Annotated in this window: 20 protein-coding genes, 2 tRNA genes and 1 pseudogene; 11 read left to right on the top strand and 12 right to left on the bottom strand. The window is 52.9% G+C overall.

Annotated features, from left to right (window positions below):
- Positions 1–25: 25 nt before the first annotated feature.
- Complete coding sequence (locus MWU62_RS11350; protein ID WP_208006341.1) at positions 26–1,108, bottom strand: IS630 family transposase; 1,083 nt, start codon at positions 1,106–1,108, stop codon at positions 26–28.
- Between the two features lie 77 nt (positions 1,109–1,185).
- On the opposite strand from MWU62_RS11350, the pseudogene MWU62_RS11355 reads away from it, so the two are divergent.
- Positions 1,186–1,287: pseudogene (locus tag MWU62_RS11355) on the top strand (AEC family transporter); the annotation flags it as partial.
- On the opposite strand, the gene MWU62_RS11360 reads toward MWU62_RS11355, so the two are convergent.
- Entirely contained in the window at positions 1,264–2,214 is a 951-nt protein-coding gene (locus tag MWU62_RS11360) for a zinc ABC transporter substrate-binding protein (RefSeq protein WP_247114978.1), read from the bottom strand. The pseudogene MWU62_RS11355 and the gene MWU62_RS11360 sit on opposite strands and share 24 nt — an antisense overlap.
- Before the next feature lie 184 nt (positions 2,215–2,398).
- On the opposite strand from MWU62_RS11360, the gene gltX reads away from it, so the two are divergent.
- From gltX to MWU62_RS11375, 3 genes are all read left to right on the top strand, one after another.
- The gene (gltX, locus tag MWU62_RS11365; protein WP_247114979.1) at positions 2,399–3,880 is read left to right on the top strand and encodes a glutamate--tRNA ligase; all 1,482 of its coding nucleotides are present in this window, start codon (positions 2,399–2,401) and stop codon (positions 3,878–3,880) included.
- 114 nt (positions 3,881–3,994) lie between these two features.
- Positions 3,995–4,070, top strand: a tRNA-Ala gene (locus tag MWU62_RS11370).
- 7 nt (positions 4,071–4,077) lie between these two features.
- Positions 4,078–4,153, top strand: a tRNA-Glu gene (locus tag MWU62_RS11375).
- Between the two features lie 241 nt (positions 4,154–4,394).
- On the opposite strand, the gene MWU62_RS11380 is transcribed toward MWU62_RS11375, so the two are convergent.
- On the bottom strand, positions 4,395–5,246 hold the full coding sequence (locus tag MWU62_RS11380; RefSeq protein ID WP_247114980.1) for a 6-carboxytetrahydropterin synthase: 852 nt from the start codon (positions 5,244–5,246) through the stop codon (positions 4,395–4,397).
- Positions 5,247–5,313: 67 nt separating this feature from the next.
- On the opposite strand from MWU62_RS11380, the gene MWU62_RS11385 reads away from it, so the two are divergent.
- On the top strand, positions 5,314–6,030 hold the full coding sequence (locus MWU62_RS11385) for a nucleotidyltransferase family protein (protein ID WP_247114981.1): 717 nt from the start codon (positions 5,314–5,316) through the stop codon (positions 6,028–6,030).
- Here MWU62_RS11385 and MWU62_RS11390 read toward each other — a convergent pair.
- The 3 genes from MWU62_RS11390 to MWU62_RS11400 form a co-directional block, all read right to left on the bottom strand.
- The gene (locus MWU62_RS11390; protein ID WP_247114983.1) at positions 5,990–7,087 is read right to left on the bottom strand and encodes a response regulator; all 1,098 of its coding nucleotides are present in this window, start codon (positions 7,085–7,087) and stop codon (positions 5,990–5,992) included. The genes MWU62_RS11385 and MWU62_RS11390 overlap by 41 nt on opposite strands.
- Positions 7,088–7,148: 61 nt before the next feature.
- Positions 7,149–8,564 (bottom strand): PEGA domain-containing protein, encoded by a 1,416-nt coding sequence (locus MWU62_RS11395; protein ID WP_247114984.1) that lies wholly within the window; start codon positions 8,562–8,564, stop codon positions 7,149–7,151.
- 113 nt (positions 8,565–8,677) lie between these two features.
- On the bottom strand, positions 8,678–9,139 hold the full coding sequence (locus MWU62_RS11400) for a hypothetical protein (RefSeq protein WP_200361438.1): 462 nt from the start codon (positions 9,137–9,139) through the stop codon (positions 8,678–8,680).
- 102 nt (positions 9,140–9,241) lie between these two features.
- On the opposite strand from MWU62_RS11400, the gene MWU62_RS11405 reads away from it, so the two are divergent.
- Positions 9,242–12,166, top strand: coding sequence for an insulinase family protein (locus tag MWU62_RS11405; protein ID WP_247114985.1), 2,925 nt, complete (start codon positions 9,242–9,244; stop codon positions 12,164–12,166).
- A gap of 55 nt (positions 12,167–12,221) precedes the next feature.
- Here MWU62_RS11405 and MWU62_RS11410 read toward each other — a convergent pair whose 3' ends face one another.
- On the bottom strand, positions 12,222–13,037 hold the full coding sequence (locus MWU62_RS11410) for a pyruvate, water dikinase regulatory protein (protein ID WP_247114987.1): 816 nt from the start codon (positions 13,035–13,037) through the stop codon (positions 12,222–12,224).
- Positions 13,038–13,260: 223 nt separating this feature from the next.
- On the opposite strand from MWU62_RS11410, the gene ppsA reads away from it, so the two are divergent.
- Together ppsA and rraA are read left to right on the top strand one after the other, a co-directional pair.
- Positions 13,261–15,633, top strand: a complete 2,373-nt coding sequence (gene ppsA / locus MWU62_RS11415) for a phosphoenolpyruvate synthase (RefSeq protein WP_247114989.1) — start codon at positions 13,261–13,263, stop codon at positions 15,631–15,633.
- A 31-nt stretch (positions 15,634–15,664) separates the two neighbouring features.
- Positions 15,665–16,144, top strand: a complete 480-nt coding sequence (gene rraA / locus MWU62_RS11420) for a ribonuclease E activity regulator RraA (RefSeq protein ID WP_200361430.1) — start codon at positions 15,665–15,667, stop codon at positions 16,142–16,144.
- A gap of 28 nt (positions 16,145–16,172) precedes the next feature.
- Here rraA and MWU62_RS11425 read toward each other — a convergent pair whose 3' ends face one another.
- From MWU62_RS11425 to MWU62_RS11435, 3 genes are all read right to left on the bottom strand, one after another.
- Positions 16,173–16,463, bottom strand: coding sequence for a PilZ domain-containing protein (locus MWU62_RS11425; RefSeq protein WP_247114990.1), 291 nt, complete (start codon positions 16,461–16,463; stop codon positions 16,173–16,175).
- A gap of 5 nt (positions 16,464–16,468) precedes the next feature.
- The gene (locus MWU62_RS11430) at positions 16,469–17,140 is read right to left on the bottom strand and encodes a TIGR04211 family SH3 domain-containing protein (protein ID WP_247114991.1); all 672 of its coding nucleotides are present in this window, start codon (positions 17,138–17,140) and stop codon (positions 16,469–16,471) included.
- A gap of 126 nt (positions 17,141–17,266) precedes the next feature.
- Positions 17,267–17,566 (bottom strand): YciI family protein, encoded by a 300-nt coding sequence (locus MWU62_RS11435; protein WP_247114992.1) that lies wholly within the window; start codon positions 17,564–17,566, stop codon positions 17,267–17,269.
- Positions 17,567–17,705: 139 nt separating this feature from the next.
- Here MWU62_RS11435 and MWU62_RS11440 point away from each other — a divergent pair, with 139 nt between their 5' ends.
- Complete coding sequence (locus MWU62_RS11440) at positions 17,706–18,584, top strand: PHP domain-containing protein (RefSeq protein WP_247114994.1); 879 nt, start codon at positions 17,706–17,708, stop codon at positions 18,582–18,584.
- Here the strand turns inward: MWU62_RS11440 and MWU62_RS11445 are convergent.
- Both MWU62_RS11445 and rne read right to left on the bottom strand, forming a co-directional pair.
- On the bottom strand, positions 18,581–19,123 hold the full coding sequence (locus MWU62_RS11445) for a YecA family protein (RefSeq protein WP_247114995.1): 543 nt from the start codon (positions 19,121–19,123) through the stop codon (positions 18,581–18,583). The two genes, MWU62_RS11440 and MWU62_RS11445, sit on opposite strands and share 4 nt — an antisense overlap.
- A gap of 3 nt (positions 19,124–19,126) precedes the next feature.
- Positions 19,127–22,429, bottom strand: a complete 3,303-nt coding sequence (gene rne, locus MWU62_RS11450) for a ribonuclease E (RefSeq protein ID WP_247114997.1) — start codon at positions 22,427–22,429, stop codon at positions 19,127–19,129.
- 609 nt (positions 22,430–23,038) lie between these two features.
- Between rne and rluC the strand changes: the two genes are divergently transcribed.
- On the top strand, positions 23,039–24,103 hold the full coding sequence (gene rluC, locus MWU62_RS11455; protein ID WP_247114999.1) for a 23S rRNA pseudouridine(955/2504/2580) synthase RluC: 1,065 nt from the start codon (positions 23,039–23,041) through the stop codon (positions 24,101–24,103).
- The gene (locus MWU62_RS11460; RefSeq protein ID WP_247115001.1) at positions 24,103–24,750 is read left to right on the top strand and encodes an HAD-IA family hydrolase; all 648 of its coding nucleotides are present in this window, start codon (positions 24,103–24,105) and stop codon (positions 24,748–24,750) included. The genes rluC and MWU62_RS11460 overlap by 1 nt, the downstream gene beginning before the upstream one ends.
- The last annotated feature ends 17 nt before the right edge of the window (positions 24,751–24,767 follow it).

The raw sequence follows: 24,767 nt of genomic DNA on the forward strand, positions 1-24,767 counted from the left end.
CTAGTGTAACGTTCGGTTAATTCGCTCATTTATTATCAATTAAACTCAGCTTTGCCCGAGCCACTGACGTCATAATCGATTCTGCGCTTTTATGCCAACGGAACGGCTTTGCCAGTTTTTCGTTGTGAACCTTGATGAACTTTTTAATCGCAGACTTTAATTCGCCGACGCTGGTGAAAATACCGCGGTATAGGGCTCGTCGTTCCAGTTGGCCAAACCAACCCTCGACCGCATTCAGCCAGGAAGCGCTCGTGGGCGTGAAGTGCAGCTTGAACCGAGGGTGCTCGGCCAGCCAAGCTTTGACTTCCGGCGTCTTGTGAGTCGAGCTGTTATCCAAGATCAAGTGCAGATCCAGACCCTTCGGAGTTTCCCGGTCGATCTGTCGCAAGAAGTCTAAAAACTCCTTGGCTCGGTGACGCTGAGTGATTCGTCCGATCACCTGACCCGTCAGCGTATTGAATGCAGCGTACAGGCTGGTTGTGCCATGACGTTTGTAATCATGTGTCTGTCGCTCAACTTGTCCCGGGCGAAGCTGTAATTTCGGCTGGGTTCGGTCAAGAGCCTGAATCTGGGTTTTTTCGTCAACAGACAGAACCAGTGCATTGTCCGGAGGATTCATATAAAGCCCGACAACATCGCACACTTTTTCAGCGAAGTGGGGATCGTTGCTGATCTTGAACGTTCTGAGCCGGTGCGGCTTCAAATCGGCTGCTTTCCAGATCTGGTGCACTTGCCAGCGCGTTACCCCGGCATGCTCTGCCATGAGACTGATACTCCAGTGTGTGGCCTCTTTCGGAACTTTATGGACTGTGTCGTCTAAAATTTTCTTGACGGTTTTACCGTCGAGTTTTCGAGGCTGGCCAGGTCGCGGCGCATCATGAAGCCCCTCAAGACCTCGATCACTGTAGCGTTTGCGCCACTTGAAGACCGTTTGGGTGCTAACCTGAAGAGACTCTGAGATTCCTTTTGGGGTCTGACCTTCATTCAGTAACAAAAGTATCCTGGCGCGTTGCGCCAGATGCTGGCTCAGCGTATTGGTTCGGCACCAACTTTCGAGTTCCAATTGATCGTTTACAGTCAGATTAAATGGCGCTGCGGGTTTGGGCACAATGGGAACCTTTTATTGCTGTTTGACGATTCCTATTATAACAAACATGCGCCAGCGAATTAACCGGACGAAACACTAGGCAGTTAGGCGGCGACGCGCCGTTGATGGCGGGTATTATCAGTGGCCAGACGCTTCTGGCCATGGTGTCTATTCCTCTAATGCTGAGCATTCTCTGGTAGGCATTTGAGCACAGCGTCGGCGATGCTTTGCTGGAAAGCCGCATAGCCGTCTGCCGTTGCCTCAATATCTGTGGCCAACGGGTCCCAAGTGCTGAAGGTAACATCAAGCCCTTCGGTAATGGAGCGCCACCATTGCCGGTTGAATTGTGGCTCTGTCAGCAAGCAAGGGTGGTTCGCGCTGCGCAGGCTATCTTGAACCTCTGCGATATGCCGGGCACCCGGGGAGCGCTCCGGGTTGAGTGTGAGCACGCCTTCAACCTTTAAGTTGTAGTGTTCGGCAAATCGAGTGAAAGCACTGTGATACGCGAATAGGCTGATATCTTGCATCGGCTCCAATTGCTCCCGAATTTCCACTTCTTTCGCGGCAATCGAGGATTCAAAGGCGCTAAGATTGCGATCCAGAGCCTGTTTGTCTGCTCCGCCTAGTCGCGCCAGAGTATCCCGAATGGTCTCTGCCATGGTAAGCGCCATGTGGGGGTCTACCCAGATGTGCGGGTCTTCTCCATCTCCGTGGTCGTGCCCATGATCTTCGTGAGTATGGTGTGTGTCTTCGTGATCCTGAATCGAGCTCACATCTTCGTTAGCGCCAGTGTTGGCGCTTTCGTCTATGAAAGCAACAGAGCGCTCGCCAAACTCACTGCCTGTTAAAAGGCGGGTTAAAAACGTTTCCATATCAGGGCCCACCCAGAAGATTACGTCTGAGTTTTCTAGCGCTCGGCGCTTGGACGGCGCCATAGAGTAGTTGTGTGGACTAGCGCCGGGAGGTACCAATGTGGTGGTTTGCGTGCCCTCGGTCGCAATGGCGCGAACCAGAAGTTCCAGCGGCTTGATGGAGGCCAGCACACGTGTATCGGCAACGACGGTGCCGCCATACAGAAGGGCAATGGCGCCTAGGGTTAACGAAAGGGCTGTGTTGATAATACGCATAACTGATTTAAGTCCTGGTCACTGGCTGCAATGTTATAATATAACCCTAAAGGGCGAGTAATCGCAAAACCTAAAGTGGGTTTAGAGAATTAGCATGACGATACGCGTGGTGCCCATGGGAAATAACGCTCGGGCCGGTATAATACCGGGTTAACTAAACGGCCACCGATTACAGGAAGGTTTCATGACTGTACGTACCCGAATTGCCCCATCACCCACCGGTGATCCACACGTTGGTACCGCTTACGTGGCTCTATTCAACTTGTGTTTTGCCCGGCAGCACGGCGGGCAATTCATCCTGCGTATTGAAGATACCGACCAAGCCCGCAGTACCGCAGAATCCGAACAGGATATTCTCGGGGCGCTGCGTTGGCTTGGTCTTAATTGGGATGAAGGCCCAGATGTAGGTGGTCCCCATGGACCGTATCGGCAGTCTGAACGCAAGCATTCCTATGGCCAGTACGCCGAAGATTTGGTGACAGCGGGCCATGCATTCTATTGCTTCCGTACTCCAGAGGAGTTGGATGTTATCCGCGAGGAGCGCAAAGCGCAGGGCTTGAACCCCGGCATCAAAGGAAATCTGGAGCTCTCCCAAGAAGAAGTGAAGCGCCGCTTGGATGCGGGTGAGTCTTACGTGATTCGTATGAAAGTGCCTGATGAAGGCATTTGCGAAATTGACGACATGCTCCGGGGCACCATTGAAATCGACTGGTCTCAGGTGGATTGCCAGATATTGCTGAAATCCGATGGCATGCCGACTTACCATCTTGCCAACGTGGTCGACGACCATTTGATGGAAATCACCCACGTGCTGCGCGGCGAAGAGTGGATCAACTCTGCACCCAAGCATAAGCTTCTGTACGAGTATTTTGGTTGGGATATGCCGGTACTATGCCACCTACCGCTGTTGCGCAATCCTGATAAGAGCAAGCTGTCGAAGCGCAAAAATCCAACCAGTATTAATTTTTACGAGCGCATGGGCTTTTTGCCGGAAGCCGTAACCAACTATCTTGGCCGTATGGGTTGGTCTATGCCCGATGAACGTGAAAAGTTCACTCTGGATGAAATGATCGAGAACTTTGACATTCAGCGTGTGTCTCTTGGCGGCCCTGTTTTTGATGTGGAGAAGCTGCGCTGGCTTAACGGCCAATGGTTGCGGGATGAACTGACAGAAGACCAGTTTGTCGAGCGTATGAGTCAGTGGTGGTTCAATAAAGACGCTCTTAAGGCGCTGGTGCCCCATATCAAGGGCAGGGCAGATGTATTCTCCGACGTAGCACCCATGGCTCAGTTCATGTTCTCTGGCATGCTTGGTTTGAAGCCGGAAGACTTTGCGCATAATAAGCTGGAAGAAGGTCAGATTAAACGTGTGCTCCAGTTCACCTTGTGGAAACTCGAAGCGCAGCGTCATTGGAGCAAGGAAACTATTTTCGCCGATATCAAGTTTTTGGCCAAAGCCATGGACCTGAAAATGGGTGACTTTATGTTCTCTGTATTTGTGGCCATCGCTGGTACGCCAAACTCTTGGTCGGTTATGGATTCCATGGAAATGCTCGGCCCGGATATGACCCGTGCCCGTTTGCGTCAGGCTTTGGAAGTACTGGGAGGCTTCTCCAAGAAGGAAACCAAAAAGGTGGAAAAAGAGTACGCCGCACTGGGTACATAATGATCACTTTGGTGAAGAAGTAAGCGGTATGGGCAGGGAAGCTCAGAAAACCGAAAAAAAGTGAGGCAAAAGGTTGACGCCCATAGGGCGGATCCTTAATATACGCAGCCGTTGGGGGCCATAGCTCAGCTGGGAGAGCGCAACACTGGCAGTGTTGAGGTCGACGGTTCGATCCCGTCTGGCTCCACCAATTTCTAGTCCCCTTCGTCTAGTGGCCTAGGACTCCGCCCTTTCACGGCGGCAACAGGGGTTCGAACCCCCTAGGGGACGCCAATACGGCTTGACGGTTTAGTCCACCGGATAGCCATCAAAAAAACCGCCTTCGGGCGGTTTTTTTGTGTCTGAATGATTATCGAGTAATTGCCAGAGAGCGTGAGCAGGGTGCCGCCACCCAAAACACGCCGTGAACCCGTCCGTGGGGGCTTGGTGTTGCCATCCATGGCAACACACAGTTTTGGGCGGCGGCACCCTGCTCACTTGGCTTTGGCGTAGCCTGCTTTCCTGATTTTCTGCTTCAGCGAGAGGCTATGGCGCCTTTACCTACGCCTTCGTAGGCTTTGATTAAAATCGTGTCCGATGGAAATTCTGATTTCAGTTGGTTGGCGATGTGCGCAGCGATTAATTCGACTGTGGTGTCAGTGCTCATCATGTAAACTCGTTTCTCAGGCAGGGTAAGCGCAAACTCGCCTTGATTGGCCTCGTACTCAAAGGTTATGTAAGCCGTCCCATCTTCTTCAACATAGCGTCGCACTACATCCTCTTCAGAACCGACGTAGATGTCTTCCCATAGCTTTGCCCAAGAATGCTCCAGCTCTTCATCGCGTTTGCCGTTACGGTCAATGCGGATGGGTGAGCGGTGGCCGTGGGCTATGCGTTGACAGTTGCCCAAGTGTTTTTTAAGGCCGTGAACATAATGGTAGTAAGCGCCTTCTATGATGTCTTCTCGAAGGTTAATCTCCACCGATGTCACATTCGCAGGCAACACTGCCATTAACTCACGTTCAAGCAAGGCTGCAACGGCAGAGGGTATGACTCGCTCAGCGGAAAGCCATACAACGGCTTCATCCGGCGACCGGTGCACAATATGGCTTCCGTCAGTCAAAGTCCAAGTGAAGGTGTCAGGCGTGTCCTGATTCCAGGATAGGCCCTCGTAGCCTCGGGGTATGACTAGCCGGTGATCCACACGCTCGTCGATGATGCGCTTTATGGTGCGCTTCACATTGCTGAAATCGAATACCATACCCTGATCATCAAGCTCGCCTCCTAGCACCACGTCTGCAATCCAGCTTTCCCCGACTAATCCACGGGTAGGATCCAGGTAAGCGAAATCAATAACAGTGAGGTTGTCTACAAACAGGTGGTTCATTAAATTTCCGGGCGGGTAGGGTTGAATGATGGGTGGATTCTAGCAAAAATCCATGGGCGAGTGTCTTGTGACACTAGCACAAGCCATTTCCTGCCACTCTTTTCGTTTTCATCTTTATATCAGGAGAGACATCATAGCGGCCTCTAGCCATGACATCGATCAGGAGTTTCCGGCACTTATTCTTGCTGCCGGTGCTTCCAGCCGGTTTGGGCGCCCTAAAGCTTTGTTAAGTCTGAATGGCCATGTTGGTGGAAGTCAAACTCTGCTGGATTGTGCCATTGGTCAGGGCAGGGTGCTTAGCCGAGATGTGCGCGTTGTTTGTGGTGCTTGGTATCCATTGATACGGTTTTGTTGCCGTGTGCAGCCGTCTCGTTGGGTGCCTGTGGCTGACTGGCGCGAAGGTATGTCGGCTTCGTTGGGGGCAGGTATCCGAAGCCTTGGCCCTCAGGTAAAAGGTGTCTTTGTTTTGGTTGCGGATCAACCATTGCTAGACGAAGACGCACTTCGGGCATTTGGTGAAGCGGCGAGAGGTTTTCCCAGATTGCCAGCTGCCGCTGATTACGGGCGGCGACCAGGGGTGCCAGCGTATCTGCCCCGTTGGTTATGGCCCCAGGTGCTGGGGCTAGGGGGAGATCAAGGGGCTGGTCGTTTGTTGATGGAGGCGAAGGCGACTAGGTTTATCATTCCGGGTGTCCATGATGACATAGACACCCCGGAGGATTGGGTGAGGGTTCGCGAGTTGCTCAACCAAACAAGCCAGCAAGCCAGGCGATTCCCAAACTGAACACCCCAAGGCTTACGGCAAGGCCAACGGTGTAGAGCTTGGATGAGGCAGAACGCTGCTGTGATACAAACAAATCAATCGTACGTTGTGCAATATCTTCAGCAGTCTCGCGGGAAATTTCGTGGGCTTGTTGAATTGCTTCCGATTGCAGGGTTTGCCAAAACTCGGTGTCGATTGTTTGTACGCTGGTAATGTGATCCTTCAACTCGGCCAAATGGTCGTTTGTAAAGCCGGAGCTTCCGGAAAGTTCCTTTTTCAGATTCGCAAGTTCCCGGCCTAGGTTGAGGTTTACTTCTGCTGCTACATCGTCGCGAAGGTTTCGGGTGCGCTCTTCTATTACCCCGCTCATGGCGCCCAAGCGTTCTTCAATCATGGCCTCCTGCTTGCTCCGTGATTCTTCCAGGGCACGCTTCAGGTGGTCGAATTGCTCATCAAATAAAGAGCTGAGCAGCTCGTGGAGGCGATTGTTTACGTGAGTTTTCACGGCAGATCGGGAAATTTGCTCGATTAAATCGCTGGTTAGCGGGACGCTAGTAGCCGAGTTGCTATCACTGAGGGTTTTTTCGTTTTCTGCCTGATTTGATGGCATTTCCAGAGAGGCGTCCTCCGGGATGCTCGTGAACAGATTTTCCGCTTCAGGTTCGGAATCAACAAGGGGCGCGGTTGGTAGCGTGCCTTCGCTCACATCAATTGCCAACTGCTCCAGAACCAAGCCGAGTCCGTCGGGCTGTGTTGGCTTAGTCAGAATATTGTAAACCCCAAAATTCTTCGCTTCTTTGGTGAATGAAGACGATTTTTGGGACGTGCACATAATGATGGGTATGCTGGAAGTTTCTGGATTGCTTTTAATGGCCTTGGTAGCTTCTACGCCGTTCATTCCAGGCATCAGGTGATCCATGAAGATGACGTCTGGATGTTCGTTGCTATTGAGGAAGTCCAAGGCTTCTTCCGCAGAGCCCGCCATATTGACGTTCATGTCGCGGCTTTCCAGCAGTTTGCTCAGCGCAAACCTGGCTACCTTGGAGTCGTCCACCAGAAGAGCATTCTTGATCGCCATCTTACTACCTCAAGCTGTTACATCAATCGCATTGGTTATCGGGCTGGTTTGATTACTAAAACTACCAGCCTTCCAGTTTCGGGCACTGTGTTGCCCGGTAGCTTTTGTCCCGATAACAAACGCCGGGCTCTGTCGTGCGGGCTGTGAAAATTTCACCGGCCGCGGTGGTCAGGCGAACCTGGCCGTAGGGTTCACCGTAGCGAAAAGTCGCCTCGATGGAGCTGCCATTCGGGTTGCGCAACAAGCCGTTTCCGTGGAACTTGCCGTCTACATACTCGCCTTCGTATTTCTTGCCGTTGGCGAAAACTTCCGAGCCGCGGCCGTGGAAAGCTCCGTTGGAAAAGCTGCCCTCATAGTGGCGGCCATCCGGGTAGGTTAGAGTCCCTCGCCCATGAAAATCACTGTTGCGAAAGCCGCCCACGTAAAGCATGCCGTCAGCGGTTGCCAGCGAGCCGTGGCCGTTAAGCCGCCCCTGAGCCCACTCTCCAGTTAGGATATCACCATTGGCAAGCGTGAGAGTGCCTTGACCAAAAAAAGCATCGTCTTTGAATTGGCCGGTATAGCGCGAGCCATCTGCATCGCGCCACACACCTTCGCCGGCGCGCTTGCCATTCTCCCAGTCACCCTCGTAACGGCTGCCGTCCGGGTACCAGGCGGTGCCCGTTCCGTGAAAAGCGCCGTCTACGAACTGGCCTTCGTATCTCAGTCCATCGCTATCTTCGTAGGTTCCGTCACCGGTTTTTACGCCGCCTCTCCAATTGCCGTTTTGGAAATTGACGGTGGTATAGGCTTCGAGCTTACCTACCAGAGTTAGTTCGTTCCCAGCATCAAGAGCAACACTTTGTTGCCAGGGCTTGAAGCCGTCTTTGCTGATTGTTATGTCGTAATTGCCGGGTGCCAGTTCCAGATCCAAGCGTGTTGCGCCGTAGTTCTTGCCGTTAATTTCAACCTGATCTCCCTCCACATTCGAACGCAGGGTAAGAGAGCCTGTTTTCGGGGGTGGCTCAGGTTTTGGCTTAGCTTCGGCCTTGGCAGTGCCTGTGGTTTCGGCAGCCATAGCCTCTGGCGGCTCTACTGATGCCACCACCAGAGTTTCTTCCGGGAGTTCGGGAATACTAAAAGGTTCCGCGTTAACGGGCGGTTGAGCGGGCGGAGCCTCAACTTCCTCTGGAGCCTCTGCAACTATTTCAGTTTCAGGTGCGGGTTCAGATGTCTCAATAATTGTTTCAATGTTTGGCGTAGGCTTTGGCGCTTTCGCAACGGGTTCTGGGTTGTCTGCCTCAACGGGTGCGCTAACGACTTCCGGCGTTATGTCTTGCTCCACAGGCTCAGACTCTTGAGTGGCCGGGGCTTGTTGCGCAGTTTTCTGGGTAACGTCTGTGGCTGGCAGGTCGCTACGAACAGCAGCGAAACCGGCGGTTACCAGAAGCATAAGAGCCAGAGCATTCAAAAACAAAAGTGGTCTGAAATCGACCATGGCGGAACCTCTTAATCCTGCAATCTACGAATTCGGTAGCAGATTCATCTTACCCAGCGAGAGCGGAGATATGTAACTGAAAGTGCTTGAAGTTGGCGAGAATGCTGGCCAAATCACACTTTGTCCGGAAGTTGTTCATGATTAAGCTGCTCCCACGCCCTCATGTAGACGTCGGCTTCATATTCGTAAGGCGACCTGAACGGTGTAAGAACAAAATCAAAAATCAGAAAGAAAAAGCCGACCGACACCCAAGCAATGGCCACGGTGCTAAGTGTTGTGGCTTGAACCTCTGGGTTGGCGCTTACAAAATCCTGAAGCAGGGGGATCAAATCGGAAGCCAACACAACAGGGTTGAAACTGGACAGCACCAAAGGCACCCAAAAAGCCATGAAGATTGGAAAGAACCCGAAAGACCAAAGTAGGCGGCGCGCAAAATAGATAGCTACTTCCCGCCAGAAGCGCTGCCGCACCTCGGGGGATTTCCGGATGCGTTCAAGATACCGGCGGCGCTCTGCCCAGTAGGCGGCGACTTCGGGAGCCTGATTGGCATTTGCTGGGCCTGACGATGTGCTCATATTCCTGTTAGATGCCTTTATCGCTGGGGTGACGGATACAGGATAACTGATAGTACGTGTTACCCTGTCATTCTCCAATTATTTAAAGATAGGATAGTTTGAATGGCTGCAGTGATCGATAACGCAACCCATCCGGCTTTTGAGAAGCTTCGCAGTCACCGGATTGATACGCTTAATCTTAACGTAGAAGAGTATCGCCATAGAAAAACCGGTGCCCGCCATCTCCACCTCGCGGCGGATAACGATGAAAACGTGTTTTTTGTGGCGCTGAGAACCTTCCCTATGGATTCTACCGGCGTTGCCCATATTCTTGAACATACGGCGCTGTGTGGTAGTGAGCGTTACCCGGTTCGCGATCCTTTTTTTATGATGATCCGCCGCTCTTTGAACACCTTTATGAATGCGTTTACGAGCAGCGACTGGACGGCTTACCCCTTTGCCAGCATGAATCGAAAGGATTTTGATAATCTGTTATCGGTTTATCTGGATTCGGTGTTTTTCTCCAAACTAGACCCGCTAGACTTCGCTCAGGAAGGGCATCGGCTGGAGTTTGAGAAGCCGGATGATCCAAGCACAGATCTGGTATACAAGGGCGTTGTTTACAACGAAATGAAAGGCGCCATGAGTTCGGCAACCTCTCAACTTTGGCAGAATCTGAGCAGCCACCTGTTCCCGACGACAACCTACCACTACAACAGTGGCGGAGAGCCGGATCATATTGTTGATTTGAGCTATGACGACCTTATTCGGTTCTATAAGCACCATTACCACCCAAGTAACGCCATTTTCGCCACTTACGGCAATATTCCAGCCCGCGAACATCACGAGCGGTTTGAAGAGTTGGCTCTCAAGCGCTTCGACAAACTGGACATTGAACTGCCCGTACGCGATGAAAAGCGCATGTTTGCGCCCGTGCGTGTGGAGCAGGGCTATGGCGTGAACGAGGGTGAAGATACTGCCGGTAAAACCCACATTGTTATGGGTTGGCTGCTGGGCCATAGTTTTGACCTGCAAGAGAATCTGGAAGGCCAATTGTTGTCGTCTGTTCTGCTGGAAAACAGTGCATCACCTTTAATGCGCGCGCTGGAGACAACCGATATTGGTCAGGCGCCTTCGCCCATGTGTGGGCTGGAAGACTCCAACCGGGAAATGACGTTTGTTTGTGGCATTGAAGGGAGTGAGGCGGAGAAGCAGAGAGATCTTGAGGCACTGATTGAGGGCACGCTTCAGAAAGTGGTTGAAGAAGGTGTCAGTGAAGAGCGCTTGGAAGCTATCCTTCACCAGCTTGAACTGCATCAGCGGGAAATCGCCGGGGACAGCTTCCCTTATGGCCTGCAACTGATCATGAGTGCCATAGCTCCCATGGTCCATGGTGGGGATCCGGTTGAACTTCTGGATTTAGAGCCGGTTCTTGCGTCTCTGCGCGAAAAAATTCGTGATCCGCAATACATTCCGAATCTGATTCGCCGCAAATTGCTGGATAACCCACACCGGGTTACGCTCACTCTGCGCCCGGATGACAAGTTGGACGCACGACGCCAGCAGGCTATTCGGGAAGCTCTTGCGAAACGCAAAGCTGAGCTCACAAGCGAAGAAGTCTCTCACATTGTCGAGCGTGCGAAAGCCTTGGAAGAGCGCCAGATGCGCAAGGATGACGATTCCATCTTGCCAAAGGTGGATTTGACTGACGTTCCATTGCAAATGCCAGAACCGGAGGCCCGCTTTGACGGCGACATTTCTGCCACGGTCTATGCTCGCGGAACCAACGGGCTGATTTATGAGCAGGTGGTGCTGCCCCTGCCGGACTTGACTGAAGATGAACTTTTGCTCTTGCCGTATTACGGCGCACTGATCTCCGAAGTTGGCTGCGGTGGCTTGGATTATCTACAGATGCAGGATCGGATCTCGGCAGAATCCGGCGGCATCGGTGCCTCTTTTACCGCCAAGGGCCGTATTGACGATGTTCAGAACCTGTCTGGCTATATGATCTTCAGCGGCAAGGCTCTAGCCCGTAACCGAACGGCTCTGACGAAGTTGCTTCGTGACGTTTATACCAGTGCGCGTTTCGACGAACACGATCGCATTCGCGAAATCATTTCCCAAATTCGAGCCCGCAGGGAGCAGGCGGTAACAGGTAGCGGACACGCTCTGGCCATGGGCGCAGCGGCTCAGGGCTCGAGCCCGGGGGCTTGGCTATCTTTCCGTCTGGGCGGTCTGGCCGGAATTCGTGGCACCAAAGAGCTGGATCAGGCCCTGAAAGACCCGGCGGCGCTTGAAGGCTTTTGCCAGAAACTGGCAAATCTGCACGACAGGATTCGTCAGCAGGCTCGCGAGTTTCTGGTTATCGGCGAAGAGGAGCAGCTTCCAGCATTAATCGACGACCTCAAATCATCCTGGCAAGGCGATGCAGGCGCGGAATCATCCCGTTGGACAATGGAGCCGGTGAGCTTTGTAACCCGTGAAGCATGGCTTACCTCCACTCAGGTAAATTTTTGTGCGCGAGCCTACAGTACGGTTCCCGTTGATCACCCGGATGCGGCTGCACTCACCGTACTTGGTGGTTTTTTGCGCAATGGCTATTTGCATAGGGCAATTCGGGAGAAGGGCGGCGCTTATGGCGGCGGGGCGTCTCAGGATAGTGTGAATGGCAATTTCCGCTTTTTCTCCTATCGTGATCCACGCTTGGCTGACACCCTCGATGATTTCGACAAGGCGCTGGTGTGGCTTCAGGAAACGGAGCATGAATATCAAGAGCTGGAAGAGTCTATTCTGGGTGTAATCGGCCAGCTGGATCGGCCACGGTCGCCTGCTGGTGCCGCACGCCATGCTTTCCACAACAAGTTGTTTGGGCGCAGTGCTGAGCAGCGTGCGCGCTTCCGTGAGCGGGTGTTGTCAGTGACGCTTGATGATCTCAAGCGAGTGGCAGCAGCTTGGCTTGTGCCTGAAAAGGCGAGCACAGCTGTGGTAACCGGGCCGGAAAATCGTGCTCTGGTTGAAGGGCTAGGTCTGGCTGTTCAGGAGTTGTAAATTGCGGTGCAGGCGGGCCGGTAAGGGCCTGCCTGCATGTTCAGCTGGTTACACTTTAGCGGTTCCGTTTTAAGCCCGTTGAAACCATGATGCGTGTTGAAATTTCTTCAACAGAATACGCTGTGGTATTTAGAAACGGAATGCGCTCCCTCCGGTACATCAGCTCTATTTCTTCGATCTCGTGCATGCACTGCTGAATGGATGAATAGCGTGAATTGGGCCGCCGTTCGTTGCGGATGGTAGCCAATCGTTCGGGCTCGATTGTCAGGCCGAAGATCTTTTCCTTGTGGGGCCGAAGCGCTTTGGGCATTTGCTGGTCCAGGAGGTCTTCTTCGGTAATCGGGTAGTTGGCTGCTTTTACGCCATATTGAAGCGCCAAGTACAGGCAAGTGGGGGTTTTACCGCTACGGGACGCGCCCACCAGAATCAGGTCTGCTTCATCATAGTGTCGTGTGCGTGCGCCATCATCGTTATCCAATGCAAAGTTCACTGCGTGTATGCGCCGTTCGTATACGCCTTCGTTGTTGATAGCGTGGGATTTGCCAACAGAATATGACGAAGACGACTCCAGTTCTTGCTCAAGGGGGCTAAGAAACGTTCCGAAGATATCAACCATGAAACCTTGCGCATCTGAAATGACTTCCCGAATCGTGCTGTCCACTATGGTGTCGAATACCAGAGGACGGGCGCCATCAGATTCAGCCGCACTGTTTATGCGTTTGACCATATTTCGGGCTTTTTCAACATCGTCAATATAGGGTACGGTAACTCTCTCGAATTCGATTTTTTCGAACTGGGCTAGAAGGCTGTGCCCAAGAGCCTCGGCGGTAAGGCCGGTGCCGTCGGAAATAAAGAAGGCTGTACGTTTCATGATGGTTTTCCGGTTCCGTATGGGGCGAATTTCATGGCGCATTTGTCAGGCCAGCACGGGAAAGTAGAGTGTACTTTCTCGGAGCCTCCCTAGGTAAATTCCGAAGGTTACAGTATCATACACGCCAAGTTCGAGACTCCGCAGTGGTTGTTGTCCGCTTTTAATACTTGATACCACTCGCCCGGTTTTATTCTTTGCCATACAGATTAGAGGGAGACACGCTTTGGAAGATTACATAATCTGGTTTGATCATCTGGGAATGTCCGATGTTGACCGGGTAGGCGGAAAAAACGCCTCCCTCGGTGAAATGATCAGTAATCTCGCCAACGCTGGTGTGACCGTTCCCGGTGGCTTCGCTACCACCGCCCATGCTTACCGTGAGTTTCTGGCCAAAGATGGCCTAAAGGATAAAATCGATAACCTCCTCGACAGTCTCGATATTAACGACGTGAACGAGCTTGCCCGCGTTGGCGCCAAAATACGTCAGTGGATTATCGATACACCCTTCCCGGATGCGCTGGAAGACGCTCTTAAAAAGGCTTACAGCCAAATGCTCAACGGCAACGATAAAATGGCCGTGGCTGTGCGCTCCTCCGCAACCGCCGAAGATCTACCAGATGCGTCCTTCGCAGGTCAGCAGGAAACCTTCCTGAATGTGGTTGGGCTTGAGCAGGTACGCACCTCGGTGAAAGAGGTTTTTGCCTCCCTGTTTAATGACCGCGCCATTTCTTACCGTGTTCACCACGGTTTCGATCACAAGCTTGTGGCTTTGTCTGCCGGCATCCAAAAAATGGTGCGCAGTGAAACCGCTTCCAGCGGTGTCATGTTCACGCTGGATACGGAATCAGGTTTCCGTGATGTTGTGTTTATCACTGGCTCCTATGGCCTTGGTGAAACAGTGGTTCAGGGAGCAGTTAACCCGGATGAATTCTATGTCCATAAGCCGACCCTAGCGGCGGGCCGTCCTGCTGTGTTGCGTCGTAATCTGGGTAGCAAAGCCATCAAAATGATTTACCACTCGGAGCCGAGCACCGGCCAGCTAGTGGAGACCGTTAAGGTAGACCCGGAAGAACGCGGTCGGTTCTGTATTTCCGATGCAGAAGTGGAAGAGCTTGCCAAGCAAGCCATGATCATCGAGAAGCACTACCAGAGGCCCATGGACATCGAGTGGGCCAAAGATGGCGACGATGGCAAAATCTACATCGTGCAGGCCCGTCCGGAAACGGTTAAGAGCCGGGCGTCCGCCAATGTTATGGAGCGCTATCTACTCAATGAAACCGGCACAGTGCTGGTGGAAGGCCGCAGTATTGGTCATAAAATTGGTGCAGGCCCGGTCAAAATCATCACCAGCATTAAGGAAATGGACCGCGTACAAGATGGTGATGTGCTGGTAACTGACATGACAGATCCGGATTGGGAACCTGTTATGAAGCGTGCATCCGCGATCATCACCGATAGAGGTGGTCGTACCTGTCACGCAGCGATCATTGCCCGGGAACTTGGAATCCCAGCGGTTGTAGGCTGTGGCGATGCAACGGAGATATTGAACGACGGCCAAGAAGTTACTGTGTCCTGTGCTGAAGGTGACACCGGCTTGATTTACGAGGGTGCGCTGGACTTTGAACTGCGCGAAAACACCGTAGACTCCATGCCCAATATTCCGTTCAAGATTATGATGAACGTGGGTAACCCGGATCGCGCCTTTGATTTCCAGTCGCTGCCCAACGAAGGTGTTGGCTTGGCACGGCTTGAGTTTATTATTAACCGCATGATTGGTGTGCACCCGAAGGCGCTTCTGAATTTCGAGGGTCTGCCCCGCGACATCAAGCAAACGGTAGAAAAACGCATCTCTGGCTATAGCTCACCGGTTGATTTCTACGTAGACAAACTGGTTGAAGGGATTTCCACTCTGGCAGCCGCATTTTCGCCGAAGAAGGTTATCGTGCGTTTGTCTGACTTCAAGTCCAACGAGTACGCCAACCTGATTGGTGGCACCCTATACGAGCCGGATGAAGAAAACCCGATGCTGGGCTTCCGTGGAGCCTCTCGCTATATCTCTGAAACCTTCCGTGATTGTTTCGAGCTTGAGTGTCGTGCCCTCAAACGTGTGCGCAATGACATGGGCCTGACCAACGTTGAGATTATGGTGCCCTTTGTACGCACCGTGGGCGAAGCAGAGCAGGTGGTCAATTTACTAGCCGAGAATGGTCTCAAGCGTGGCGAGAATGGCCTACGTGTGATCATGATGTGCGAGTTGCCAGGCAACGCTTTGCTGGCGGAGAAGTTCTTAGAGCACTTTGATGGATTCTCCATCGGCTCCAACGATCTGACCCAGCTAACTCTTGGGCTCGACCGCGATTCCGGCATCATTGCGCACTTGTTCGACGAGCGCGATGAGGCCGTCAAAATCCTTCTATCCAACGCTATTCAGGCGTGTAAAAAGGCGGGTAAATACATTGGCATTTGCGGTCAGGGGCCGTCTGATCATCCGGATCTTGCAAAATGGTTGATGGATCAGGGTATTGATACCGTATCGCTCAACCCGGATTCGGTTCTGGATACCTGGTTCTTTTTGGCTGACGAAAAAATCGACTGAGTTTACTTCTGCACATAAGGAGAGCGATAAGGTGGCAACAATTATTACCCCGGATCTGTGTGACGAGTTCCCGGAAGTTGAGGTGGCTGCGCCCGGATTCAATAACTACGGCGGGATAAAAGCTTTCGGTGGCGAAATCGTCACCGTAAAGTGCTTTGAAGACAACTCGGTGGTGAAGGAACAGGTCGGTTTGCCGGGAAAGGGTCGCGTAATGGTGGTGGACGGAGGCGGTTCAATGCGCCACGCGCTATTGGGCGACATGCTGGCCGAGAAAGCTGCCAGCAACGGTTGGGCGGGCTTGATCATATACGGCTGCGTGCGGGACGTTGACGAAATCGGGAAAACAGATCTTGGGGTTCAGGCGCTGGCTACCTACCCCCGAAAAAGCGAAAAGCGTGGTCTAGGTGATTTGGACGTGCCGGTAACCTTCCACGGCGTGACCTTCCGCCCGGGTCATTATGTATACGCTGATAATAACGGGATTTTGGTGTCAGAAAAGCCTCTGGTCTAGCTTTTTTAAATCCTGTTAAGGCAAGAAACTAGCGGGTGACTTCGCTGATGTTGGTTCCCAACAAAAAGCCGTCACCTTCTGGTTCGCACCGTATTACCTCACAGACAGTCTCCAGCGGGGGGAATTGATCACTGCTCGGGTGCAGTACTGTACTCAGCTCTTCCCCAACCATTACCGGTTGCTTCACAAGCAGCTGCATACCCGTAGCACTTAGGTCTTTGCAAATGCCTGAAAAGGTTTTGCCTTTGCTATCCGTGATTTCGATTTCTGACTCAACTTGCATTCGATGAAAATCACGTTTTTCCGAATAGTCCTTCATAACATTTACGCCCAGTTATCGGTTTTTCTTGTAGGTTTGAGCATTGGAATCACCAGTGCTAGAAATACACCACCAAACACCAAAATACCACCGAAAAGCATCATGTCTGAGTCATTGCTGGCCTCAAGCCGCTCATTCTCCGCTATCAGCACTTCCAAATCATTGCGCAGTTTTTGATTTTCTTCCAGTAATTCACGGTTGCGGTTTACCAGATTTATCGAGTCCGAAGCTATGTTTTTGATGCGCCTAAGTTCTTTCTGCAACTCCTCGGAGCGGGCAGAAAGAGATGACTCCGCGTTACTCAAGGTGTCTCTTTCGGTGGATACGTCTTGTAGTTTTTCCTTAACAGCAGACAGCTCGGTTTGTGCCTGTTCGAGTTGCCGGCTAACAGTTTTCAGTCTATCAGCTGCAATGGGTGTATCGCTCAGGTACTGGCTGGAAACCCAACCGTCGTTGCCTTTTGGGGTGCGCACTCGCGTATAGCCGGAATCAGACGTTTCGATAACTTCCAGAGCTGTGCCGCTGGGGACGGCATTTTCAATAATGCGGTACTGGGAACCTGCGCCAGAGCGGACCGGCAGGTAAAGTTGGTCATCCACCCAGACGGTTTTCGCCTGAACAGCTGCTATGGAGGAGAAAATAAAAAGCGCACTGATGGCAAGGCGAAAAAGCGTCACTGGCAAGGTTCCCGAAGTATTCAGTTTAAAAAGCTCGTTTGTGCTAAAGCCGCAATTCTGTCATAGATATGCGCTTGTTCAAGCGAGCTGTCATTACAAAAAGCTCATCGAACTGTATCGGCAGCGTCAGGGTAGAACCACCTTAAAAGGTTTAACCGTTACTTTACTGTAAACGCCGGCATCCATGTAGGGATCGCTGTCTGCCCAGTTCTGAGCTGCTGCAAGGGAATCGAATTCCGCCACTACAAGGCTACCTGAAAACCCGGCATCGCCAGGGTCTGAAGTGTCGATGGCCGGATGCGGCCCAGCTATCAGAAGTCTACCCTCCTTTTTTAGCGTCTGCAGCCGTTCAATATGCGCGGGTCTTGCTGTTTGGCGCAGCGGAAGGCTGTTGTCGACATCTTCACTGATAATGGCGTAATACATACGGAGCTCCGGTTCCTTGGCTGGCTTGGAAATTAATGCATGGAGTGGTGGGGCTGGTACACTGTACGCTTTGGCTGGTTTGATTTGGTCGAGCCTGTCTTGCTATTCGCGCCGCCACTCATTTCAATTGGAAATTTTTGTGACTATACCGCAAGACCCTGTTTTGTGCATTGATCTGCATTGCCATAGCACCGCGTCGGATGGTGCTCTTTCGCCCACGGAACTGTTAGGCCGTGCTGCGGAGAAAAAAGTAACGCATCTGGCTCTTACAGACCACGATACGATTAGCGGGCTTGCCGAAGCTCAGGTCGCGGCAACTGCTAACGGGGTTGTGCTGATTCCCGGTGTAGAGCTTTCCTGCTTATGGCGCAGCCGCACGATACACGTCGTCGGCGTGGATTTTGATGTCGACAACGGTGCCTTTCACTCTGCACTGGAGCAACAAAATCGCAATCGCTGGGCTCGCGCGGCTATGATTGCCGAGCGTTTGAGTAAACTCAATATTCCGAACCTTCTGGAGCGGGCTACTGAGCAAGCGAATGGGGATGTGCCAGGGCGACCACACTTTGCGCGAGTTATGGTTGAGTCTGGTACCGTCAAGAACGCTGCGCAGGCGTTTAAGCGCCATCTGGGAGCCGGGAAGGTAGGGGATGTTAAGGCATACTGGCCGGAGCTACAGGAAGTTGTGCAGTGGATTAATTCGGCCGGCGGGATTGCGGTACTAGCCCACCCAAGAAAATACCAGCTTACGGCAACAAAGCTACGGGAGCTGACTGCAGATTTTCGCCGCGCAGGGGGGCAGGCTATTGAGGTAATTACCTCCGGGCAATCCAGTGGTGACCTCGGGTTTTTAACGGAATTGTGTAGGCGGGAGAAGCTACTAGCGTCTCAAGGCAGTGATTTCCACTTTCCCGGCGCGCCTTGGTGCGAGTTGGGGCGGATAACAAAAATGCCAGACGGGCTGGACCCGGTCTGGCATCATTTCAAGCAGGTGCCTGACGCTAACGCACTGGTTTAATCCGGTGCGTGAAATAGCAGGTATAGGTCAGTCAGTGAGTCAGGGATGGCATCAGCCATTTGGCTCGACAGTTTTTCGCTATTGCGAACGTTCTGAAAATCCTCATCGTCGAACAGGCCTGACAACGTCAGCATCGGCACCATCAGGTCAGCGGTTTCTTCTTCGCTCGCGGCATCCAGCCACTGATCTTCATATTCCATGAAGGTATCCACAAAGCCCGCGCACCAGTTTTCCAGCGCGTTCATCGGGTCACCATCTTCCGGTTCCGGAAGCTCAATGGCCTGCCCCATATCGAGAGCTTTGACCATGTCTCCCGCCAGTTGCGTAACGCACTGGCGGAAAGTGTCCGGAATTCCGCCGCCGGGCGTTTCATCGGTGCCTGTTACAAGGCGGAACACTGTTTCCACGCTCAGTTTCGCAGGGCCGATGACGCTGGCGCAGACAACCCCATGAAAGCCAAAGAAGTCTAGAGCATCGTCGCCCCAGGGATCGGCAAACAGTATGTCTTCCAGTGCTTCAATATCGGAATTGGATAGCATGGATTAGTTGCCCTCTGATTTTTTAGCTGCTTCGGCTGCTCGTTGGCGCTTGCGCACTTCGCGAGGGTCATTGTATGCACGACCCGGAGTGACCGGAACTGTCGTTTCAGTGGAAGGCTTGTCAGCAGGCGCCGACGCTGAGTTGCTTTGCTGGGCCTCCGTTTTCGTTTCAGCTGCCTTAGAAGTAGGCTCTTCTGCCGCTGCTTTGGCTCGACTTCTCGCAGGTGCTGATCTCGGCTTGCGCGCAGGCGCTGCCTTGTTTTCACTCTCGGCAGAGTTGTCTTCTGCTTTGGCAGGAGGTGTTTCTTCTCCTTTTTTGGCCGAAGGCTCTCTATTTTCTTTCGCTGAAGGCTCTTTACCTTCCTCGGCTGAGGGCTCTTTACCTTCTTTAGCTGAGGGCTCTCTACCTTCTTTAGCTGAGGGCTCTCTACCTTCTTTGGCGGAGGGCTCCTTACCTTCTTTAGCCGACGGCAGCTTAGCCTCTTGAGCTGATGGCTCCTTCGTTTCTTTGGCCGGGGCCTCTTTCGCTTCTTTGGTGCCGTCGTCTTTTGCAGCGGGCTTTAGAGCTTCTTTGCTTGCACCGGACTTTTGCTCTGCCGCGACGTCTGGCTTCTGCTCAGCGTCTGCGGAAGGCGTGTTGTCAGGCTTGGCGGTGGGCTCTTGCGCGCTTTGGACCGAGGGCTCTTTCTCTTTGGGGGCAGAGGGTGCTTTGGCCTCTTCAGTTGGAGCTTTTGGTGCGGCTGCTTCAGCGGACGCTTCGGCATTTACCTTTGCTTCACCGGTAACAGGTGCCTGTGAGCTTGGCGCCTGCAAAGACTTTTGCTCACTCTTTTCCAGCGCGGAGGTTTCATCTGCCTTGTTTGCTATCGGATCTTTCTTCTCGGCTGCTGATGGCCTTTGCTGAGTTGCCGGAGCCTTGCCCGTTGCTTGATCAGCGCTCTTTTCAGAGACGACAGCAGCTTTCACATTAGCGTTGTCGCTACTTGTTTCAGGCTGAGTGTCCTTCTGGTGCCTCTCGTTACGGGTATTCTTTCGTGCCGCAGGCGTAGACGCCGGGCTTTCGGAGGGCGAACCGTCCCTGTTACGGGGACGACGTGGTTTGCGGCGACTGTCATCAGAGCTCGACTTGTCAGCAGTTGCCTTTTGAGGTGCGTCTTGCTGGGCAGTATCTTTCTGGTCACTGTTATTTTTGGCCTCGCGCTGTGGGCGGTTACGACCCTGGCCACGGTTCGAGCCGTCTTTGCGGTTATCCCGGCGGTTGTCCCCACCGCGGCTGTCTGTATTTTTGCTATCCGAACCCTTGTTGTCAGTGCCCTTGTCGGCTGATTGACGGTTCTGGTTAGGGCGGTTCTGGTCGTCGTTGCGGTTGCGGCCACGTGAACGGTTATCATCACCACGGTTTTGCTGGTTGCTGCCCTGCCGGCGTTCGTTGCCGTTACGCTTATTTCCACCGGAACTTTGATTATCGCGGGGGTTGTCGCGGGCAACGCGCGTTTTACGGCGGTCCTGACGAGCCTGATTGCGCTGGTCTTCACGATTGTTGCCGGCTTTCGAGCTTTCGCGGGTTTCGCTGCTCTGTTCATCTTCGCCGCTAAAGAAGCACGCTATCTTGCGACCAATTCTGCGAAACAGGCCATCGTCTTGTTCGGCGGCTTCTTGTGCTACTGGAGCTGTGGCAGCCGGAGTAGGGGCGGGCGCACTCGGGCGGATGGCTCTTACTGCGGCCTGTTCACGAACCGGCTTATCAGCGGCTGGCGCCTCAAACACCTCCTCTTCGCGTTCGCTGTATTCCTGCGCCACCTGATGGCTTGAGATGTGCTCAGGCGTTGTTTCGTCGTCGCGCATACGCAGGATTTCGAAGTGTGGCGTTTCCATGTGGGGAACTGGAACGACCACAATGCTAACTTCTTGGTTGGCCTCTATATCTGCAAGCTGCTTGCGCTTTTCGTTAAGCAGGAAAGTGGCAACAGATACCGGCACCACTGCACGGACTTCTCCGGTTTTGTCTTTGGAGGACTCTTCGTAGATCAGGCGCATGATGCTCAGCGCCAGAGACTCGATGCCACGGATTGTGCCTTGGCCTTCACAGCGAGGGCAGACTTCACTGCGGGTCTCTCCAAGGGACGGGCGCAGCCGTTGACGCGACATTTCCAAGAGGCCAAAGCGGGAAATTTTGCCAACCTGAACCCTTGCCCGGTCGATCTCCAAGGCTTCGCGAACTTTTTGCTCGACTTCGCGTTGGTGTCTGGCGGGTGTCATATCGATGAAGTCGATGACGATCAAGCCACCCATGTCCCGCAAGCGTAGCTGGCGAGCAATTTCCTCTGCGGCTTCCAGATTAGTCTGGAAGGCTGTTTCTTCGATATCCTGACCTTTAGTGGCGCGGGATGAGTTGATGTCGATGGACACCAGCGCCTCTGTTGGGTCAATAACGATCGATCCACCAGATGGGAGTTTTACTTCCCGCTGGAAAGCGGTCTCAATCTGGCCTTCGATTTGGTATCGGCTAAACAGAGGGATTTCGTCTTTGTATAGCTTAATTTTGTTCTCGAACGTAGGCATTACGGCGCGAACGAAATTCAGTACGTCCTCGTAAACGCCCTCCGAGTCTATCAGAACTTCTCCGATATCCTGGCGTAGATAATCCCTAACAGCGCGGATAATAACGTTGCTTTCCTGATGAATCAGAAAAGGCGCTTTGCGCTCGCCAGCGGCTTGAGTAATTGCTTCCCAGAACTGTACAAGGTAATCGAGATCCCATTGCAGCTCTTCAGATGTTCGCCCAATGCCAGCGGTGCGTACGATAATGCCCATAGATTTTGGCACTTGCACCTGATTCATGGCTTCTTTCAGGTTCGCCCGCTCTTCGCCTTCGATGCGGCGGGAAATGCCGCCAGCCCGGGGGTTGTTGGGCATTAGAACGAGATAGCGACCGGCTAGAGAGATAAACGTTGTGAGGGCGGCGCCTTTATTTCCGCGCTCTTCCTTATCGACTTGAACGATAACTTCCTGGCCTTCCGCAACGACTTCCTTAATGTTCACCTTGCCTTCGATTTGGCCTGGTGACTTTTTGAAGTAATCTCTGGAAATTTCCTTTAGAGGAAGAAAACCGTGGCGATCAGCACCAAAATCAACAAATGCGGCTTCCAGGCTCGGCTCTACACGAGTGATGCGGCCTTTGTAGATGTTGGATTTTTTCTGCTCACGTGAGCTGGATTCGATATCTAGGTCAAACAGGCGTTGGCCGTCAACTAGGGCGACGCGCAACTCTTCTGGGTGAGTTGCATTGATGAGCATTCTTTTCATGGGAAAAGTGGATTTCCTGTCGTTAGATTTTGACAGAAAACCGATAGGCGTCGCATCTGCGAAGCAGGATGTGCGTGCCGCAAGCCCTGCTGTGCAGGGGTCGAGCGACGGACAGACGAATCACGCCCTGTCGGGGTGTGATCCTATTGGTCTGAGACCGCCGACAACGTACCGCCTGCCTGGTGGCAGCGAAGTGTCGTGTAGGGTTCTTGTCTGTTGACGCATATAATCCGTTTTCAGGTTCACACAAGTGCTTGGGTCTCACGTCGTATTCGTAAGCTGGACGGCCCGGCCTTGCGTGGCAGTGATTCTTCGCGATGTCGCCCGGCGGTTTTCCGCGCGGTTTTAGTTATTTCCGGTGCCAGTTCGCCGTTCTTTTACGGGTATTCCTAGGCACTTCGGAAGCATTTCATACGCCGTGCCCGATAGTGATTGGGCGCTCGGCGTTCAAACTCTTGAATAGTGTCGGTATACTTCTGCCGCTCCGGCTTCTGACTAGAGTAGGTCAGGCCGTAGACAAACGACAGATCACGCTGGAATATAACAGTAATCAGGTACTCGTTCAATCCTGCTTGTGCCGCCAGTTCCGTCACCTCTTAAAGGAATCTTATGTCCCGTAAACCAGCTACCGGAAAGCCAGCTAAAACTCGGGCCAAAAAACCGACGCCTCACCCGGTGCGCAGTGCTGGTGCGCGGAAAGCAGATCCCGCCCGGGAGCCGGTTAAACAGGGCGTTTTGTGGGTGACGGTTGACGAAGACAACCACGGGCAACGGCTAGATAATTTTCTGCTGGCTCAGCTTCGCGGTGTGCCTAGAAGTATCATTTACCGTATCGTCCGAAAGGGAGAGGTGCGGGTTAATAAGGGTAGGGTAAAGCCTGATACGCGCCTTGTAACGGGCGATCAAGTGCGGATTCCGCCAGTGGTTCGAAAAGAAAAGGCGCCTCAGGCGGCCCCCGGGAGCCGCGTTCAGGGCGTTATGGAAGCGGCGGTGGTATTCGAAAATGATCAGATGCTGGTGGTTAACAAGCCTTCCGGCATAGCGGTACATGGCGGTAGTGGCCTCAGTTTCGGTCTGATTGAAGTGTTGCGCTCAGCTCGCCCGGAAGCGCGCTTTCTTGAGTTGGTACATCGATTAGATAGGGATACATCCGGGTTGGTTATGGTGGCCAAAAAACGTTCTGCTTTGCGGTACTTGCAAGACGAACTCCGGCAGCGACGAATTCGTAAGCAGTACCATGCACTGGTGGCAGGAGATTGGCCCGATAAACTTAACCGTGTTGGTGAGCCTTTGTTGCGTTATGAAATGCCGAATGGGGAGCGTAGAGTAAAAGTTGATGAGGCTGGCAAAGCATCGCTTACAACGTTTCGCTGCCTGACGCGCTTTAAAGGCTATAGTCTGGTGGAGGCGTCTCCGATTACTGGTCGCACCCACCAAATCCGTGTGCACAGCCTTTGTGCCGGTCATCCAATAGCAGGGGATGACAAGTATATGGATGATGTAAGCCTCAAAGCTTTTCGAGCCGTTGGCGGTCAGCGCCTAATGCTACATGCCCGTGCTCTCGAGTTGGCCTTGCCTGTTACCGGTGAGGCAGCTCGGTTTGAGGCTCCTTACGATGAAGTATTCAATCACGTGCTAAGCAGGCTTGAAGTGCGTGCAACGGGAGCAGGTTGATGGATGTTAAAGCTGTTATTTTTGATTGGGATGGCACGCTGGTGGATTCCGTAGACCATATCGCGGAAAGTCTCCATCAAGCGGCTACCGAGTTGGGATACCCCGCTCTGGAGAGAGAAGCCTATCGAGATATTATTGGTCTGGGCATGGTGGAGGCTTTAGGGAGGCTGTATCCCGGTATTAGCCACGATGAGATGACGGCCATTCGAGAGGGTTACGCCAATTATTTCTTTCGTAAAGTCACAACGCCGCAAAACTTGTTTGATGGTATGGCGGATGTGGTGCTGGATCTTCAGAGTTCGGGGCGCGGGTGTTCTGTGGCAACCGGGAAGAGTCGCAGAGGCTTGGATCCTGCACTGATTTCCAGTGGGCTGGGAGCGCATTTTGATATTACCCGCTGTGCTGATGAAACTCGGTCCAAGCCAGATCCGCGCATGCTTGAGGAGATTCTTCTTTTTTACGGAATTGAGCCTGCACAAGCCGTTATGATTGGTGATACGCGTTACGATCTTGAGATGGCGCAGCGTATTGGTATGCCCTCTATTGGGGTTGAGTGGGGTGTGCATAAGCGTGATGTGCTTGGTGGCTATGGGCCTCACGCCATCGTGGATTCAGTTTCGGATCTTCGCAGTGTGCTTGGTTTGTAAGTGATTTTGGTGAATTT

The sequence above is a fragment of the Marinobacter sp. S6332 genome (assembly GCF_023016045.1).
Lineage (GTDB): Bacteria > Pseudomonadota > Gammaproteobacteria > Pseudomonadales > Oleiphilaceae > Marinobacter.